This window comes from Brevibacillus massiliensis (genome assembly GCF_000311785.1).
In the GTDB taxonomy this organism is placed as follows: domain Bacteria; phylum Bacillota; class Bacilli; order Brevibacillales; family Brevibacillaceae; genus Brevibacillus_C; species Brevibacillus_C massiliensis.
The window spans coordinates 320310-336811 of the sequence record NZ_HE978537.1 but is presented as its reverse complement, the minus strand read 5'-3'; the positions used below and the strand labels follow the sequence as shown (position 1 = coordinate 336811).

The following is a 16502-nucleotide window of genomic DNA, read 5'->3' as shown; positions in this document are numbered from 1 at the left end:
TCCAGTGGCGGCTGTTTTCGCCGGTCGATCTCGTCTGGGTGAAAAAGGGTGCCGCCGACGAGGAAGGCGCCGCTTACGTAAAAGATGGACACGATGCCTGCCCATGTGCCGATCAACCCGAACAGCATCGGAGCAAGAAGCTGCGAAAGGCGGTTGGTAGCCAGGCGGAGCCCCAGAACCTCACCTGTTCTCGCCGGCGGTGAGGCATTGCAGGCCGTCGTCATGGACAGCGGCTGCCCGCAGCCGAGACCCGCTCCCATCACAGCGCTGATCAGACCCAACAGATAGACATGAGCGGTCAGCGGAACGATGAGAAAGGAGAATCCCGCGACGAGTATGGAGCAGAACAGCACCTGATTCCGTCCGAACGAACTCGTCAGCTTGTCAAGCAAAAAGCGCACGGCCATCATCGTCATGCCTTGGATGGCGATAATCCAGCCGATCGCTGACGTGGGAAGGCCAAAGTTTAATGCGATCAAGGGAAAATAAGCGACAAAGATGTCCCGGGAATACAGCACCAAGGCGCTGGAGACCAAGGCCTTTCGCAAGGAAGGAGTTTTCAGCAGCGCCAGCGAACTGGTTTCTTTTGGTGCCGCCTTCTTGGACGGGTTTGCAGCTTCAGGGAGGCGGCATGCCGCAGCAAATGGAATCACACCCGCGATGACAGCGGCAAGAAAAACGGACGAATAGGACAGGTGCTCGACGATGTACCCCCCTATGGCGGGGCCGATCACCCCGGCCAAAGCGACGAACATGGAGAACACGCCGAAATAGTGGTCCCGATTCTGCGGGGTTGCTGTCTGACCCAGGATGTTTTGCAGCGGGACATTGATGAAGATATAAGCGATTCCCACGATCAACTGGGACAGGCAGAGGGACCGGAGCGATGAAAAAAAGTACGGGAGGGCCAAACACTCGCACAAACCGAGCAATCCCAGCAGAGTCGGCAGGCGATTGCCCACCCGAGCGCCAGCGGATCGGGATCGCCCGGGCACTGATGCATCTCTTCGACAAGCAAGGAATATGTTGAATGGACGGAATAGTAAGAGCGGCAGTCCGGGATTTGCATTACATCCTGGGTGGCCGCCCTATTTTTTTGCCGACTCGTCTCTGACTTGGTCGCATGTTCATGAAGATGCGAACAATTGATATTGTCTGCGGTTGACAACCATGTAAGACATTTGTAGAATAATTGTAGACGATTGTAGAAAATGAAGGTGATGTCTTGAAAAAGCTGAGGAAGCTTCCTGATGCCGAGTTTGAGATTATGAAAGTGGTCTGGGCCAATCAACCTCCCATCACGACGAACATCATCATGGAACAGTTGGGAAGGGAAAAGGAATGGAAAGCCCAGACGATTATTACGCTGCTGTCGCGGTTGGTGGAGCGGGGGTTTCTGCGGACAGAAAAAAACGGGAAAGAACGTACGTATTTTCCGCTTGTGGACAAGGAGGAGTATGTTCAGTTTGAAACCGGAGACTTTATCGAAAGGTTTCACGAAAACTCTTTTACAAGCTTGGTTGCCGCACTCTATGACGGCAAAAAATTGAAGGATGAGGACCTGGATGAGTTGAGCAAATGGCTGAGAGAGAAGAGGGAGTGACATGGAAGCATTTTTCAAAGCCGTGTTGGAATGCTCGGTTGGCATGTCGGTCGTATCCCTGGCCTATATGGCTGTGACGCCGCTTATGTCCAAACGTTATGCTGCAAAGTGGCTGTATTATATTTGGCTGGCGGTCGTGACAGGGTGGATCTTCCCTTTTCGGCCGCATTTCGATTCAGCGTTTTTCTCCGTGAAACTGCCCGCTATGCCGGTCATGCTTACGGAGCCGATAGAGGCAGGCAAGCGTCTGATGCCGATGGTTGTCGGGCATGAAACAGGCTGGGGTTCGCCTGAAGCTCTGTGGCGGGTGACAGCAGGCGTATGGTTGATCGGCATGATCGTCGTCTTGGCTCTTCATGTCAGGCGGCATTGGCGCTTTATGAAACTGGTCAATCGCTGGAGTGAGGATGTGACTGATTTTAAGGCAGCGGGCGTTTTCCGCGCGGTAAAAGCCGAAATGAAGGTCGTTCGCCAAGTACATATCAGGATTTGTCCGGGGATTACAACCCCCATGTTGGTTGGCTTTTTCAGACCTGTCATCCTGCTGCCGCCCGTTCCATTTCGTTCTGATGAGCTGGCGTTCATTCTAAGGCATGAACTTGTTCATGTGAAGAGAAACGACCTCTGGTACAAGGCATTGGTTTTGCTGGCGACTGCCGTCCACTGGTTCAATCCGGTTGTATATTTGATGTCAAAAGCGATTGCAGCGCAGGGGGAAATCGCTTGTGATGAACAGGTACTGCAGGGTATGGGCTTTGCACATCGCAAGCGTTACGGGGAAACGATCATCGCCGTCGTCAGAAACCAAACCGGGCGGCAAACGTCTTTATCAACCAACTTTTACGAAGGGAGGAGAGGGATGAGGACTCGCCTGTTTTCCATCATGGACACAACGAAAAAGAAGTCTGGCATCGTGATCCTGGGCATCGCACTGATCGCCACAATCGGGACAGGAGCGGCATTTGCTGTCAGTTCCGCTGGCAAGCCTGTCGGGCCTGCCTTTGCTCCGGTACCGGATCAGTCAAAAGCGGAAACCGCCCCGTCTCAATCGTCCGAGGGAGCAGCCCGGGAGGGAGGCGGAATCAGCTCGTCGAACGGCAGGGATTTGTCTGTATGGTTGGCTGCGGGACAAGAAAACAATTTTGGCAGGGCGGCATGGGCCAAAGGCGAGACGGTTACGTGGTCTGTAGAATGCGAGCAGGAAGGGGAACTTGAAATCGGGATCATGTCCGTCTCCACAAAGAAAGTCTACAGTCAGCGGATTGCAACCGGTACGGGGACCGTTACGATTACGGTTCCCGAGGATGGAGATTACCGCGTCTACGTCAAAAATCATGCGAAAGACGTCGTCAGATTTCTCTTAAAGCTGGATAAGAATTTCGGACCGCTTGTCTAATCAGCAACAAATCAGCCGGACGCCTTCATTGGCGCACGACTGGTTTGTTGTCATTGCGCTGCATGAGCGCCTTCAAATGTTCGAAAAAGCTGGTCCACTTCTGAGCGGTCGGGTTTTGAAATTGGCTCTTCAAATGGGTGCCGATCACCGGGATCTCCAGGTTCGACGGATGATAGGCATCCTGGTAGATCGTCACGGTAGCCGGAGTGGGATTGAGGCCTGGACCCTGGGGAGCGATCTGGTGAGGCAGCGCCTTGCTCCCGCCTGCAATGCTTAGACGAATCCGGTGCCCGGCTGCGAAGACGTACGACGTGGGCAAGGTTTCGATCTGATACTGTTCGATTTTTCCCGGAGTGAGCGGCACCGGATGAGAGCGCGACTTCGCCCGGGGGGCATTCAGGTAGCCGGTTGTAACCTGTTTGGACTCTCCGCCTGGCGCTACGTCTGTGATTTGTATGACAAAGTCCGTATCCTTTGCATTGGCCGCAGCCCAGAAGGTAAATTTCAATGTGCCTGTCACTTCCGTAGGCACAGACAGCGCATCCGTGGTCCAGGTTAGCGTTTTTGCTTCATACGGGCGTTGATCCGCTCGCGTAATCCCGTTGTCGTTGCTCCGCATCGCAGGCAGGAGAGGACCCGAAACGGGAGAATAGCTGTACCTGGCGACCGACTTTTTCTCCGTGGGTTGATTGACTGCAAGTGAGCCGTCATTCAAGCTTTTGGCAGTCCCGCTCCGCTTCTGGCTCAGATACAAGGTTTCCAGATTGGCATCTGGGATCGGCCAGGCTTTCTCAAACCGCCATTGATTGGGTCCCTGCACATAGATGAGCACCGGATCCTCCAGGTCGATTCCGTTATCCAGCCCGAGCAGGTAGTGGTCGAACCAGAGCTGCTGGTAATTTCGGTAACTGTAAGGGAGAAGCGACTTGATCGAGGTATGGGCCTCTGGCCCGATGATGAGCTTGCTGCTGCCGTTCATGGTGCTGTATTCCGCGAAAGCTTTCACGTTGCCCGGGGTGATGTAATCGTTCCATCCGCCTGAGATCAGCGCGGCAATGCCGTGGTCGGCCATCGCTTGAAGATCCTCGGCGAGTACGGTGCGCTCCCGCCACCATCTGTCGAAATTTCGATGCTGGACGGCCGAGGTGTACTCCGGGTTGCCGCGGGCTGCTCTTCCCGGTCCCGGCAGCATCCCGCCCGGATACCACAGCGTGTCGTAGCAATCCGTACAAGCAATCTCCGGGGCGATTGCCCGCAGGTGGGGAGGAAGCTCCTTGGCCGCAAGCCATTGGTTGATCCCCAAGAGGGACGCGCCGATCGTTCCCACGTTGCCGTTGCTCCACGTCTGTTCGGCGGCCCACTCGATCACATCGTAGCCGTCTGTTCCAAATTTATTGTAGAGGTTTTTCTCCCCTTCCGACGGCGGAGTTCCGCGCATGGTCACGTGCAAAGCCGCATACCCGCGCTGCGCCATCTCAAAAGGCAGATGATCCATCTGCCGGCCGGTACGGCTGTCATGTCCATAACCGTTCAGCATCACCAGCGTAGGGAATGGACCGTGCTTCTGGGGCAAATACAGGCGGCCTTTCAAGTGGACGCCGTCGCGCATCGGAATGGTGACATTCTCTTGAACCGTTACTCTGTAGCGCTCCATGGAAATCGGCGGTTTTTCGGGACCGGTCACCCAATTCCGCTGCTCGGTCCCCTGCCCCTTTGAGCCGGCGGCCGCAGCCTTGGCACTGCCAGCGTGAGGGGTATATCCCAGGAGCAGCAAACCCAACGCCAACATGAGCAAAAGGGATAGATATCGTTTCCGCAAGTGAAACCCTCCAAATGATCCTATCGATAACATAACCGTAAGGAACGCCTCTAACCTGTCGTTTTGCTGCCAGGCCCACTGAAGTAATTCTTCCCTGATGGAGCAACTCCTTTTGGGAAGAAATAGACGAAAAATTCACATTCCTGGCGTGTTGCTTTGCCCCTGGCCCGGGCAATTCCCCGGCATGCATACGATCAGATCTGCCGGGAGATAGTACCAGTATAGAAAATGCAGACAAGGCGGAAGCAAAGATGAAAAAACCAGAGGAACACCGCGATGATCAGCAGGTGAACATCCTGACGATCAGACAGAATATGGACACTCCCTACATAACTGAACAGGCGGAAGACGACGCGGAGACGGAGGTCGATTCAGATGCAAACGAAGATCCCGTCCGGGAGTGGCTGCTGGATCAATCGGCAGCCGCCTTTGCAAACGAACCAAAGACACGGGATCAGGCCGCTGATGCGGCCGAGGTATACGCGAAGCGATGGGAAGACGACCGGATGTGAGACAAAAAGCCCGTCTCGACACGGAGGAGACGGGCTTCGTTCAGTTGCCTTTTTGGTATTGCTGCAACCTTTCTGCTGCCAAGTCCGGGCTCATGTCAATCTGAAACAGCATGCTCAAATGGCTGGTGGAAGTCAGCGAACGGCGGGTGGCGTGGTAGAGCGTCGGCTTCTCATGTTTAATGATGCTCATGATTTCCGTCGTAGGCGGAGTGACCACGTTGATTCTCAGCAGACCATTCAAGTAGGAAATGAGTTGTTTTACGGCGGCAGAATCGTCGCTGTCAGGCACGGAATCGATCAGCTCAAGAAGTCCTTTGATGATGTTTTTCTTGACGGTTACCGGATTTACCACTACTTTTGCCATAGTTGTCTTCTACTCCTATCTGTCCTAATCTCTGGGACCAATTACCCAGTTCCTTTCCCTTCCTGGCGTTTGGGTAAACAACCTTTTGCGCAGTTCATTTGTCTTGAACATCTCATGTAGATCTGATATGATGATGCCGTAACCAATAGATGCGGGAGCTTGGGAAACCAGGCTGAGAGGATAACTGACTCGTTATCGACCGTTTTACCTGATCTGGATAATGCCAGCGGAGGGATTTGCATACATCGCACCTGTTTTGTCGACTCGTATGTGAAGACCGTTGCTTCCACAACGGTTTTTTTCGTACCTGTATGCTCGTAATCGACACTTCCTCCGCACATCGGATCATCGATGAAGGGGGGGAGTTTTTCTTTTTTTCGCTTGGGTAACAGAAGTGAGAATGAACATACGGAGGGGATGAGATGAATACGCAACGATTGACAATCATGGCGGAGATCGCCATTATGGCGGCATTGGCGTATGTACTTGGCATGATTAAAATTTTTCAGATGCCGCAGGGCGGTTCCATATCTTTGATCATGCTTCCGATTGTGATAGTGGCGCTGCGCAGGGGGCTGGCAGCGGGCTTGCTCACAGGCCTGATCGTCGGTGAGTTGGACCATCTGATCGGGGGATACGTCGTTCATCCGATCCAGTTTATTCTGGATTATCCGCTTGCCTATACCTCGATCGGCTTGGTCGGTTTGGCCCGCTCGGCAAATTGGCTGTCTGGCGCCAATCAAACCGTGAAAATCTGGCTAAGCTTGCTGATGGCCGTAACCGTCCGCTTTTTATGCCATTTTACCTCAGGTGTGGTCTGGTTTGGCTCCTACGCTCCGGAAGGCATGTCGGCAGCCGTCTATTCTTTCCTGTACAATCTGTCTTACATCCTGCCGGAATACATCATTACCGGCATCGTGCTTACACTGCTGGTGAAAAAAGCGCCGCAGCTGGCCCACCTCAGCCGTTAAAACAAGCTCAACCAGCCCTGCCGTCAGGGCTGGTTATTTATCCCGGGAAGAAGGCACGAGAAGGAAGAAAAAAATGGAGCGAGGCCGGCCTTGGCAACGCCAACCCAGTCGGAACGGAAAAAACGGCACACGCTTGTCGACCAAATTCTGGAGTTGACATACTCCCCGTCATTTTTGGTCGACGTGCCGTTTTTTGGAGTGCAGACAGCCAGTTCCGCTTCCCTGCAGGCGTGCCGCGAACGAAGCGAGCCCATTTTTTTCTTCCGGCACCACAATGTTCTCAAACCAAAAAAGATGAGGAGCGTTTTTTTCCCGCGACTGCGTCAGCCTCATTGACAATTGATCCAGGCGATTGTATTGTAGGTTGTAAATGCACTGCCCCAAGCAGAGCAGAGAAGAGCAGAGGAGGAGATACACATGAGTACAGCAGAGTTTGAACCGGGGTACTTCGGCCAGTTTGGAGGAAGCTTTGTCCCGCCCGAATTGAAAGAGGTTTTGGACTATTTGGCCGAGCAATTCGAGAAGTACAAGGACGATCCGGAGTTTAAACAGGAGTACTTGTACTATTTAAAGGAATACGTCGGCAGGGAAAATCCCCTTACGTACGCGAGAAATCTGACGGAAAAATGCAACGGTGCGAAAATTTACCTGAAAAGGGAAGATTTAAACCATACCGGTGCCCATAAAATCAACAACGTGATCGGACAAATTTTGCTGGCCAAACGGATGGGAGCCAAGCGAGTCATCGCCGAAACGGGCGCGGGCCAGCACGGAGTAGCAACTGCGACCGCCTGTGCGATGTTTGGCATGGATTGCACGATCTACATGGGAGCGGAAGATACCAAACGGCAGGCGCTGAATGTCTTCAGAATGGAGCTCTTGGGAGCGAAGGTAGTTCCCGTCTCCAAGGGACAGGGCAGGCTGAAAGATGCAGTAGACGAGGCCCTGGGCGATTTGGTGCAAAACTATCGGAATACGTTCTACCTGCTCGGCTCCGCAGTGGGACCGCATCCGTTCCCGACGATGGTCAAGCACTTTCAGGCGATTATCAGCGAAGAATCGAAGCGGCAGATCCTTGAAAAAGAAGGCCGTCTGCCTGATGCTGTCATTGCCTGCGTAGGGGGCGGAAGCAATGCCATCGGCGCCTTTGCCCACTACATTGAGGAAGCGTGCGTGCGCTTGATCGGCGTCGAACCCGACCAGGCGGCCACCCTGACCAAAGGAGTGCCGGCAGTCATCCACGGCTTCAAATGCCTGGTGCTGCTCGACGAGGAAGGAAATCCGCAGCCGACCTACTCCATCGCCGCCGGCCTCGATTATCCTGGCATCGGTCCGGAACACAGCTATTTGAAGGAAACCGGTCGTGCCGAGTACTATACGGTGACGAACGAGGAAGTGCTCGAGGCATTTCAGATCCTGTCGAAAACAGAGGGCATCATCCCGGCCCTGGAAAGCTCCCATGCCGTCGCCTACGCGTTGAAACTGGCCCCGACGATGAACCGGGATCAGATTCTCATCGTGAACCTCTCCGGCAGAGGCGACAAAGACGTAGAGCAAGTCTTCCAGATGTTAAAATAGAAGAAACAAATCCAAGACCCGCCCCTTCATCGAGGCGGGTCTTTTCGTGTCTAGCGAAGAAGAAGAAACAACCAGTAGAGGTGAATCGCGAAGATGACAGTGTAGATGGCACAGATTGCCGACAGGCACAGGTTCCACAGGCGGTTGTGTTGGAGCGGGTTGAACATAATGCCGGTGAGAGCGATAAACAGGCTGACCAGGATTTTTAAGAGTAAAAATGACTCAGGGTGAAACAGGAGCAGTTGTTTCATAAACGGGTTTGTCTCGATAATCAGACCGTGTAAAACGCCGAAGTATGTGAAGACGCCGTCGAACAGATTAAGCAGAGCCAAGATTATGTACTTCATGTGTTCTCCCCGGGTTTTATGATTGGATAACCCATTATACCCCAAGAGGCCGGCACGGAGGGAAATCGCGGGCTGCGTTCGGAAAATTGTAAAATGATTGTTTCTCAAAAACGGTGCAAAACGGACTGATAGCCTTTGCCGAAACGGGCAGACTGATTTTGAAACCCGTTGGTCGAATGAACCTGAAGACAAAGGATGTGAAACAGCCCGTGTTGAGAATCCAGGCGCTGACGACGGATCACCGCTTTGTGACCGATCTTTCCCTCGAACAGTTATCTGCCGAAGATATCTTGTGGTATTGGGTGGATTTCAGCGAACCGAGTGAACAGGAGTCAGATTTGCTGCGGTCTTATTTTCACTTTCATCCGCTCAGCATTGAGGATTGCCTGTACTTTATCCAGCGGCCGAAGCTGGATCATTTTGCCGACTACCATTTTTTCGTGCTGCACGCGCTAAATCGGGAGACGCTGGACGCCGTGGAGGTCGATCTGTTTGTGGCGGAGAAATACATTGTCTCTTACCACAAAGCCCCGCTGCAGGAGATCGATGAGGTGTGGGGCCACTTGCCGGCGAAGGGCGAGCTGATCCAAACCACGATGCACGTCGCCTCCACGATCATTGACAAGCTGGTCGATTTTTACTTTCCGATTGTCGATCAAATGGAAGACAGGCTCGCCCTTCTGGGGGAACACGGGGAAGCCAAGTCCCTGCGCCGAAGGCTTGATCGGGTATTTCAAATCCGCAACGACCTCCTGAAAGTTCGCCATTCGATTTTTCCCATGCGCGATCTGGTCTACCGCATGCTGAATTCCACGCATTTGGAAGGGCTGGAGGAGCATCGCTTCTACCTGGCCGATATTCACGACCACCTGCTGAAACTGAGCGAGATGATCGAGCGGAACCGGGAGATGACTTCTGATCTGCGGGACAGCTACATGTCGATCAGCACCAACCGCACGAATGCGATCATGACGACGCTGACCGTGATCACGACCATCTTTATGCCGCTGACTTTCATTGCGGGCATTTACGGGATGAATTTCAAGTACATGCCGGAATTGGAGTGGCATTACGGGTATTTTATCGTCCAAGGGTTGATGGCGGCTATCTCCATCCTGATGATCGCCTGGTTCAAGAAGAAGGGGTGGTTTAACGAGGAGGAGTAGGCGGCGGTAAACAATATACAGTTGTCTGTTCGCGTGAAATCTGGTAGAGTAAAAATCAACTCAATACCGTCATGATAAATAGAGGTGCGCAGCGGATCAGTACTCCTTTCCGTTTGGAAAGATGGGGGTTCCGGAAGGGAAAAAAGGCCAATGCGCCGAAGCTTTTGTTTGCCCCATTCAAACTGAGGCTGGGATGTCCGTGAATAATGGACGTCCTGTCATGAAAGAGGATCTTTCGTGGAGCGCTATTGATCATTTGCCAGGGCAAGAGAGTGCAATGAGATGCGACCCGCTCATTGCTTTTTTTGTTCGCAAAATCGCCTTTGTGACGGTATCCAGACAGCAAATGGGAGGCCAATACCAGTGAAAATGATGGATGCACATGAAATCATCGCTTTTATTCAGAAGAGTGAAAAGAAGACCCCGGTCAAGGTTCACGTAAAAGGAAACCTGGAAGGGATCGACTTTGGCGCCAATACCAAGGCGTTTATCAGCAATAACATCGGCGTGCTGTTCGGCGAATGGAAGGAGATCCAGCCGGCTTTGGAGCAGCACAAAGAGCAAATCGAAGATTACGTCGTGGAGAACGACCGCCGCAATTCGGCCATTCCGCTGCTTGATATGAAGGATGTTCAGGCCCGGATTGAGCCGGGAGCGATCATTCGCGATCAGGTGTCGATCGGCAACAATGCCGTCATCATGATGGGTGCGGTGATCAATATCGGAGCGGTGATCGGCGAAGGCACGATGATCGATATGAACGTCGTCGTCGGCGGCCGCGGCACGATCGGGAAAAACTGCCACATCGGTGCGGGAGCAGTTATCGCCGGTGTAGTAGAGCCGCCTTCTGCCACTCCCGTGATCGTCGAAGACGATGTCGTGGTCGGGGCCAACGCCGTGATTTTGGAGGGTGTGCGCGTCGGCAAAGGCTCTGTCGTCGCTGCCGGAGCAGTCGTCATTGACGATGTGCCGCCGGGTGTCGTCGTCGCGGGAATTCCTGCCCGGATCATCAAGAAGATCGACGATAAAACCAAGTCAAAGACAGAAATCAAACAGGAATTGCGCCAACTGTAAGGAAATTCCTATTCGGCGATACAAACAGAATGAAACTGGGGCATACCCCAGAAGGAGGGCGTCACCGTGGATGACTGGCGTTCATTGGACCAGCAGTATCTCATGTCCACCTATAAACGCCTGCCGATCGCGATCGCGAAAGGCGAGGGAAACTACCTGTACGACGTAGAGGGAAAGGCGTATCTGGACTTGTTTACCGGACTGGCGGTCAACGTGCTGGGACATTCCCATCCGGCGATCGTCAGCGCTTTGCGAGAACAAGGCGAAAAGTTTTTGCACATCTCCAATGTCTTTTTAAATCCACCAGCGATTCGCTTGGCTCAGCGGTTGGTGGAGCATTCGATCAAGGGGAAGGTCTTTTTCGGCAATTCCGGAGCGGAAGCGACAGAGGCGGCGATCAAGCTGATTCACAAGTGGACGGTTCGCGAAGCAAACGGCCGTTCGGGCGTCGTCGTGCTGAAAAACAGCTTTCACGGCCGGACGCTCGGAGCACTCCGGCTTACCCGCCAGGCGCACGTGTACCAGGACTACCCCAGCCCGGCTTTTCCCGTGTTTGAAATAGAGGCGCAAGACGTGGACGAGCTTGTGGCGGTGTTCGAGCGCGAACGGCCGGCAGCCGTGCTGATGGAGCCGATCCTCGGTTCCGGCGGCATCATTACGCTTTCGGAGTCGTATCTGCAAGAGGTGGAGCGGCTCTGCCGGGAAAACGGCACGCTTTTTTGCATCGATGAAATCCAGACCGGCATGGGGCGGACGGGAAAGCTGTTTGCCTACCAGCACGCCGGCATTGCCCCTGATCTGATCTTGTTTGCCAAAGGGGTGGGCGGCGGCTTGCCGCTCGGCGGGGTGATCGCCGGGGAACGCTTGATGGATCTGTTCGGACCAGGCGATCACGGCACGACGTTTGCCCCGTCACCGCTTAGTGCGGCGCTTGGCAACGCGGTATTGGACGTCATTTTGGAGCCCACCTTCATGGAGCAGTCCAATCAGACGGCCGCCTACCTGCGGGAGCGGCTGTCCCGGCTGGTCGAAGACAATCCGGCCTGTTTTGCAGAGATTCGCGGCAAGGGCATGATGCTGGGCCTGCAGATGAAGCTCGCCGCCGAACAGGTCAGCCGGATCCAGGGTGAACTGCTTGCAGCCGGCATCCTGGTCGACGTGACCCAGAAGACGATTGTCCGGCTCTTGCCGCCGCTTACCTTGACGCCCGTGGAAGCAGACCGGTTTGCCGAGGCGCTGGCCGAGATCACAGCAAAGCTTTCCTAGAGGGAGGAGCATTCCCATGACGGTTCAACCGTTTGTCCAAATACGCCGGGACCTGCATCGAATTCCCGAACCGGGCTTTCAGGAAGTGAAGACGCAGGCGTACCTGCTCAACTATTTGCGGTCGCTCCCGCAAGAGCGGATGGAAATCGAGACGTGGCGCACCGGGATTCTGGCAAAAGTGAAGGGAACCAATCCTTCCCGCACGCTCGCATGGCGGACGGACATGGACGGGCTGCCGATTGCAGAAGAGACCAGCTATCCATTCCACTCGACTCATCCCGGCTACATGCACGCCTGCGGCCACGACATGCACATGGCAATTGCCCTCGGCGTCTTAACCCACTTTGTTCACGAGCCGATCGCCGACGATCTGCTGTTCGTCTTCCAACCGGCGGAAGAAGGGCCGGGGGGCGCCCTGCCGATGATGAACAGCGAGGTGTTCCAAAAGTGGCGGCCCGATCAGATTTTTGCACTGCATATCGCACCCGAATACCCGGTTGGCACAGTGGCGACCCGTGAAGGCATCCTGTTCGCCAATACGGCGGAGCTCTTTATTGATCTCAAAGGAAAGGGCGGCCACGCCGCGTATCCCCACAAGGCGAATGACATGGTCGTCGCGGCCAGCCATCTGGTGACCCAACTGCAGACCGTCGTCGCCCGCAATGTCGATCCGCTCGACTCTGCGGTCGTAACAGTCGGCAAGATCACCGGCGGCACCAAGCAGAACATCATCGCGGAAGCCGCCCGGCTTGAGGGAACCATCCGCACCTTTTCCAAAGAGTCGCTGCAGCAGGTACAGTCCCGCATTGAGGCTCTGCTCAAGGGGATTGAAGTCGGCTTTGCGTGCGAGGCCGCGATTGATTACGGTTCAGGCTACCGGCAGGTGTATAATGATCCGGCACTCACCAGGAAGTTTATGGACTGGGCGAAGCAGCGGCCCGGCCTTGAGCTAATCGAGTGCCCCCCGGCGATGACCGCGGAGGATTTTGGCTTTTTCCTCGAAGAAATACCCGGATTTCTGTTCTGGCTCGGAGTGGATACTCCATACGGTTTGCACCACGCCAAGCTCGAACCGAACGAACAAGCCATTGAAGTGGCGATTCGGCTCATATGTGACTATTTTACGTGGAAGTCAGGTACATCCGTATAAAACTGCTTGTGAAAGAGACAGGACTGCAGTTGCACTGCGGGCCTGTTTTATGTTTTTTTGAGAGGAAGGCGGAGAGACCGGGAAAAATGGAGCGAGCCCATTTTTCTCGGTCTCCACGGACAATGTCCTCCAACGTAAAAAACGATGCAATATTCCGACTTGTACCTAAGTTATCCACAAATCCTGTGCAAAACTTTCGCAAACCCGCTTTTCCTGCCCTGTGGATACTGTGGATTTTGTTGAAAAAAATCTCGAAGTGACCACAACTATTTGCATTTTTTTGCGTCTAAACAGTTGGGAAAAAAATAGAGGACTTATGTTACGGAAATTTTACTGGAGGATTGCTACATGAAGAAGAAAGTAATACCTATTCTAATGGCTCTCATGATTGCGGGCGTCTCGACGGCTGCCAACGGTGACGGAATCGTCAAGGTGTCGGTCGGCGGCGAACAGGTGGGAGTGGAATTGGGGGCGTCGAGTGTCAGCTCGGTGCAGGAGATCGTGGATCGTTTGGGCGCATTTTCCAATTACGACCGGGATTCGGGAAAATTGGAAGTGGAGAAGCCGGCTGTCAACGTCTTGGTCTTGGAAGGAGTGCAGAAGCGCAGCCGGGACGTCATCTTGAGCAATCCGGTCAAAAATTGGACGGATAAAGACGTTCCCCGCAGTTTTGGCGTCTTTGTAGAGATCGACAACGCACCTGTCTCAAAAGAACTGGTTCTCAAGGTGGTCCTCGTTGGTCCTAACGGCAAAGTGATTACCAGCGGAGACCAGCGAACCTTCTCGACTCGCAGCGAAACCAGCTTTTACTTTTCCGAGCCGTTCATCTCAACAAAGCTGGATCAGTACGGAACGTATAAAGTCCAGGTTTTGATGAAACGGGATAAGAATTCCGCCTTTGTGAAGGTCGGAGAAAACACCTTTACCGTCGGCAGGTAGGCCATTCGCCTCTGCCGGATACGCAGGTAGATGTACGCGATTTCATTTTTCGCAGCTCCATGATATAATAAGATGCAAGCTGTACAAAATCACAAAGTAAGTTTTCATTGGAAAGGAAAGATGGGAGCGAATGAAGACAGATCCCGCGCGGTCATCTACTGATGTTGACGGCCCGAGTATACGCATATCCAGGAAAGATGAACAATCACTCTTAGCGACCTGGCACTTGACAGAGAAGTTTCAGCAGGAGATCGAGGAGAAGTTTTCCATACCTTACGCTGAATTGCCATTCGTCTTGAGGCTTTACGATTTGACGGATCGTGATGAGATCAGAAATGACGGTATGGATGTGTACACGGACTTTGACATCAATCACCGCTCGTCTGAATGGGTTCTCTACGGTGTCCTCGAAGGGTTGATGTACTGCGTCGATCTAGGTATACGTATGGTTGATGGAAGATTCTATTCGCTGACACGTTCTGAAGTTATTTCGTAACAACATACCAAGGCAGAGGCCCGTGACAGGGCCTGTTTTTTTTCGCAAAAAAGAAAAGGCGTATCCGCAAGTGTTGTCTTCGGCAGCCTTGTCGAAATCGTATGAAAAGTCCGGCGAAACTGTCTTCCGTTGCGCGCGGAATGTGATGCTTGCTTTGTGCGGCAGGTGAATTCGGGCCGCTAGGGTTTGCGAGGTTGGAAGTACTGCACTCGGCCGTTGAACAACACCAGTTCGCCTTTAAAGGCGCGGGCTAAAAAGCGGCAAAATTCATTCGCCTTGCTCTTGTCACCGTGTGTTGCAACCGGCGGGAGGGTGACTTGGATGTAATGCCGTTCACCGTCTTGAACCGCTTTCTTCCCCACCCCGATGATGATCGATCGGTAAAGCTTTGGGTCCTGGCCTTTTAATAAGAGCCAGGCGCCATTCTCGTCCTCGGCATCTTCTATTGTGTAGGGAAAAGCGGCTTCGCTGTACCACCAGCCCAACTGCTGTCCCGTTTTTTTGGTCATATCGATGTAGTGCTGAAGCTTTTGCTTCACATCGGCGAGTGTCGCTTGTTGAACGGCGGAGCCTTCCACTAAGTATATATAGGCTGACTGCAGATTCACTTTTACGTTCACTCCCATACCTGGTCTATCGTACATACATTATGGTTAAGTGTAGCATTTTCTGTCTATCTTTGACAACAAAATTAGTTGTTTGGGAAAATAATTGCGGATGTTTTCAGAAAAGTGTACAATAATAAACAATATTTATTCGGCTACAGAGAAAAAACGACTGGGGGGATACGCTGCATGCAGGAGGCATCGGTCAGGCAAGTGTACGAAGCATTGAATACGTTGCGGGCAATTTCTGTTGTCAATAAAGAGGATTGGGAACGGGCAGCCAAAGCAGCCCATCTGGATTCATCCGTTCAATTGAATATCTTGTGGATTATTTACTGTTACGAAGGGGTTCGGGTCACGCAGATTGCCGAGTGGACATTCTGGCATCCGTCTTCGATCGTCATCCACATCAAGAAGCTGATGGATAAAGGCCTGGTGACGATTGAGAAGTCGGATCTGGACGGTCGCGTCGTCAATGTGTACCCGACGCTGGTCGGCAAACGGGTGATCGAACAAAGCCGGCAAAACGTGCCAGATCTTTTTCGGCTTGCGGCTGCGCTGGAGCGTTTAAAGGAACGGTACAGTCCCGTCGTGCTGGAGCTGTTCTTTGAATGCCTGACCTTTCTCGCGCAAACCCTTCATGGGGCCGATAAGGTTCGCTGGATCCAGGAGAGCGAAGACCGCTTGCCTGTCGCTTCCAACTCCTCGTTTTAAAAGAGCGCCCAAACACACCATCGTCCAAGTCTAAAGTGCACCCCTTAGAATAGACATTGGAAAAACCCCTAGGGAAATCCGATGTAATTCTAGGGGGTGCATTTTTATGGCAATCAAAGGACAAAAGTTCCACCACTATCCGGAAAGTGTGAAGCGTGAAGCCATTCGATTACATCTTGAGGAAAAGTGGACATACCGAGAAATCACCCGGCATCTGGGTATCCATGACGCCGAACGAGTAAAAAAGTGGATGAGGAAATATCGTGAGGAAGGGGATCGTGTATTTGAAGATCGCAGGGGGAACCCTCACCGTAAGCAAACGGAGGAATACCGCTATGTAAAGCGTTTGGAAATGGAGAATATGGTCCTAAAAAAGTGGTTAGCCATCTTGAGCAAGGAGGTGTCCAAGAGAAACGCCAGGTCGTGGAAGCGTTGAAGGAACAGTACCCGGTCACGCAGTTGTGCCGCTTTCTCCAGATCTCGCGCAGCGGATATTATTACC

Annotated in this window: 18 protein-coding genes and 2 riboswitches; of the genes, 13 read left to right on the top strand and 5 right to left on the bottom strand. The window is 53.1% G+C overall.

All coding sequences use genetic code 11. From position 1 onward, the window contains the following. Positions 1-995 (bottom strand): MFS transporter (locus HGBM_RS27070; protein WP_019120796.1); only part of this gene is annotated, 995 nt, incomplete at its 3' end. A 230-nt stretch (positions 996-1225) separates the two neighbouring features. On the opposite strand from HGBM_RS27070, the gene HGBM_RS09135 reads away from it, so the two are divergent. Next, positions 1226-1603 carry a BlaI/MecI/CopY family transcriptional regulator gene (locus tag HGBM_RS09135; RefSeq protein ID WP_019120795.1) on the top strand — a complete coding sequence of 126 codons (378 nt, stop codon included), beginning with the start codon at positions 1226-1228 and terminating at the stop codon, positions 1601-1603. A 1-nt stretch (position 1604) separates the two neighbouring features. Beyond that, positions 1605-2999 (top strand): M56 family metallopeptidase, encoded by a 1395-nt coding sequence (locus HGBM_RS27065; RefSeq protein ID WP_019120794.1) that lies wholly within the window; start codon positions 1605-1607, stop codon positions 2997-2999. A 25-nt stretch (positions 3000-3024) separates the two neighbouring features. Here the strand turns inward: HGBM_RS27065 and HGBM_RS09125 are convergent, their stop codons facing one another. Continuing rightward, positions 3025-4818 carry a CocE/NonD family hydrolase gene (locus HGBM_RS09125; protein ID WP_019120793.1) on the bottom strand — a complete coding sequence of 598 codons (1794 nt, stop codon included), beginning with the start codon at positions 4816-4818 and terminating at the stop codon, positions 3025-3027. Between the two features lie 251 nt (positions 4819-5069). On the opposite strand from HGBM_RS09125, the gene HGBM_RS09120 reads away from it, so the two are divergent. Then, positions 5070-5330, top strand: a complete 261-nt coding sequence (locus HGBM_RS09120; RefSeq protein ID WP_019120792.1) for a hypothetical protein — start codon at positions 5070-5072, stop codon at positions 5328-5330. A 40-nt stretch (positions 5331-5370) separates the two neighbouring features. Here HGBM_RS09120 and HGBM_RS09115 read toward each other — a convergent pair whose 3' ends face one another. After that, positions 5371-5694 (bottom strand): hypothetical protein, encoded by a 324-nt coding sequence (locus HGBM_RS09115; protein WP_019120791.1) that lies wholly within the window; start codon positions 5692-5694, stop codon positions 5371-5373. A 141-nt stretch (positions 5695-5835) separates the two neighbouring features. Beyond that, positions 5836-5946, top strand: a riboswitch (TPP riboswitch). Between the two features lie 170 nt (positions 5947-6116). On the opposite strand from HGBM_RS09115, the gene thiT reads away from it, so the two are divergent. Both thiT and trpB read left to right on the top strand, forming a co-directional pair. Continuing rightward, on the top strand, positions 6117-6665 hold the full coding sequence (gene thiT / locus HGBM_RS09110; RefSeq protein WP_019120790.1) for an energy-coupled thiamine transporter ThiT: 549 nt from the start codon (positions 6117-6119) through the stop codon (positions 6663-6665). 417 nt (positions 6666-7082) lie between these two features. Next, positions 7083-8243 (top strand): tryptophan synthase subunit beta, encoded by a 1161-nt coding sequence (gene trpB, locus HGBM_RS09100; RefSeq protein WP_019120788.1) that lies wholly within the window; start codon positions 7083-7085, stop codon positions 8241-8243. 50 nt (positions 8244-8293) lie between these two features. Here trpB and HGBM_RS09095 read toward each other — a convergent pair whose 3' ends face one another. Next, complete coding sequence (locus tag HGBM_RS09095; protein WP_019120787.1) at positions 8294-8590, bottom strand: DUF5658 family protein; 297 nt, start codon at positions 8588-8590, stop codon at positions 8294-8296. A gap of 209 nt (positions 8591-8799) precedes the next feature. Here HGBM_RS09095 and corA point away from each other — a divergent pair, with 209 nt between their 5' ends. From corA to HGBM_RS09060, 6 genes are all read left to right on the top strand, one after another. Further along, a complete protein-coding gene (corA, locus tag HGBM_RS09090; RefSeq protein ID WP_026074291.1) occupies positions 8800-9756 on the top strand; it encodes a magnesium/cobalt transporter CorA in 957 nt (318 codons plus the stop codon). 71 nt (positions 9757-9827) lie between these two features. Continuing rightward, positions 9828-10012: riboswitch (Lysine riboswitch) on the top strand. A gap of 107 nt (positions 10013-10119) precedes the next feature. Then, the gene (dapD, locus tag HGBM_RS09080) at positions 10120-10830 is read left to right on the top strand and encodes a 2,3,4,5-tetrahydropyridine-2,6-dicarboxylate N-acetyltransferase (RefSeq protein ID WP_019120784.1); all 711 of its coding nucleotides are present in this window, start codon (positions 10120-10122) and stop codon (positions 10828-10830) included. Between the two features lie 66 nt (positions 10831-10896). Next, a complete protein-coding gene (locus HGBM_RS09075; protein WP_019120783.1) occupies positions 10897-12096 on the top strand; it encodes an aspartate aminotransferase family protein in 1200 nt (399 codons plus the stop codon). Positions 12097-12112: 16 nt separating this feature from the next. Further along, positions 12113-13246 carry an N-acetyldiaminopimelate deacetylase gene (locus tag HGBM_RS09070; protein ID WP_019120782.1) on the top strand — a complete coding sequence of 378 codons (1134 nt, stop codon included), beginning with the start codon at positions 12113-12115 and terminating at the stop codon, positions 13244-13246. Between the two features lie 348 nt (positions 13247-13594). Next, a complete protein-coding gene (locus HGBM_RS09065) occupies positions 13595-14185 on the top strand; it encodes a hypothetical protein (protein ID WP_019120781.1) in 591 nt (196 codons plus the stop codon). 130 nt (positions 14186-14315) lie between these two features. Beyond that, complete coding sequence (locus tag HGBM_RS09060) at positions 14316-14681, top strand: DUF4912 domain-containing protein (RefSeq protein WP_019120780.1); 366 nt, start codon at positions 14316-14318, stop codon at positions 14679-14681. A gap of 179 nt (positions 14682-14860) precedes the next feature. Here the strand turns inward: HGBM_RS09060 and HGBM_RS09055 are convergent, their stop codons facing one another. Further along, on the bottom strand, positions 14861-15289 hold the full coding sequence (locus HGBM_RS09055; RefSeq protein WP_019120779.1) for a DUF1885 family protein: 429 nt from the start codon (positions 15287-15289) through the stop codon (positions 14861-14863). A 186-nt stretch (positions 15290-15475) separates the two neighbouring features. On the opposite strand from HGBM_RS09055, the gene HGBM_RS09050 reads away from it, so the two are divergent. Together HGBM_RS09050 and HGBM_RS09045 are read left to right on the top strand one after the other, a co-directional pair. After that, entirely contained in the window at positions 15476-16000 is a 525-nt protein-coding gene (locus HGBM_RS09050; protein WP_019120778.1) for a MarR family winged helix-turn-helix transcriptional regulator, read from the top strand. 106 nt (positions 16001-16106) lie between these two features. After that, positions 16107-16436 carry a helix-turn-helix domain-containing protein gene (locus HGBM_RS09045; protein ID WP_019120777.1) on the top strand — a complete coding sequence of 110 codons (330 nt, stop codon included), beginning with the start codon at positions 16107-16109 and terminating at the stop codon, positions 16434-16436. The last annotated feature ends 66 nt before the right edge of the window (positions 16437-16502 follow it).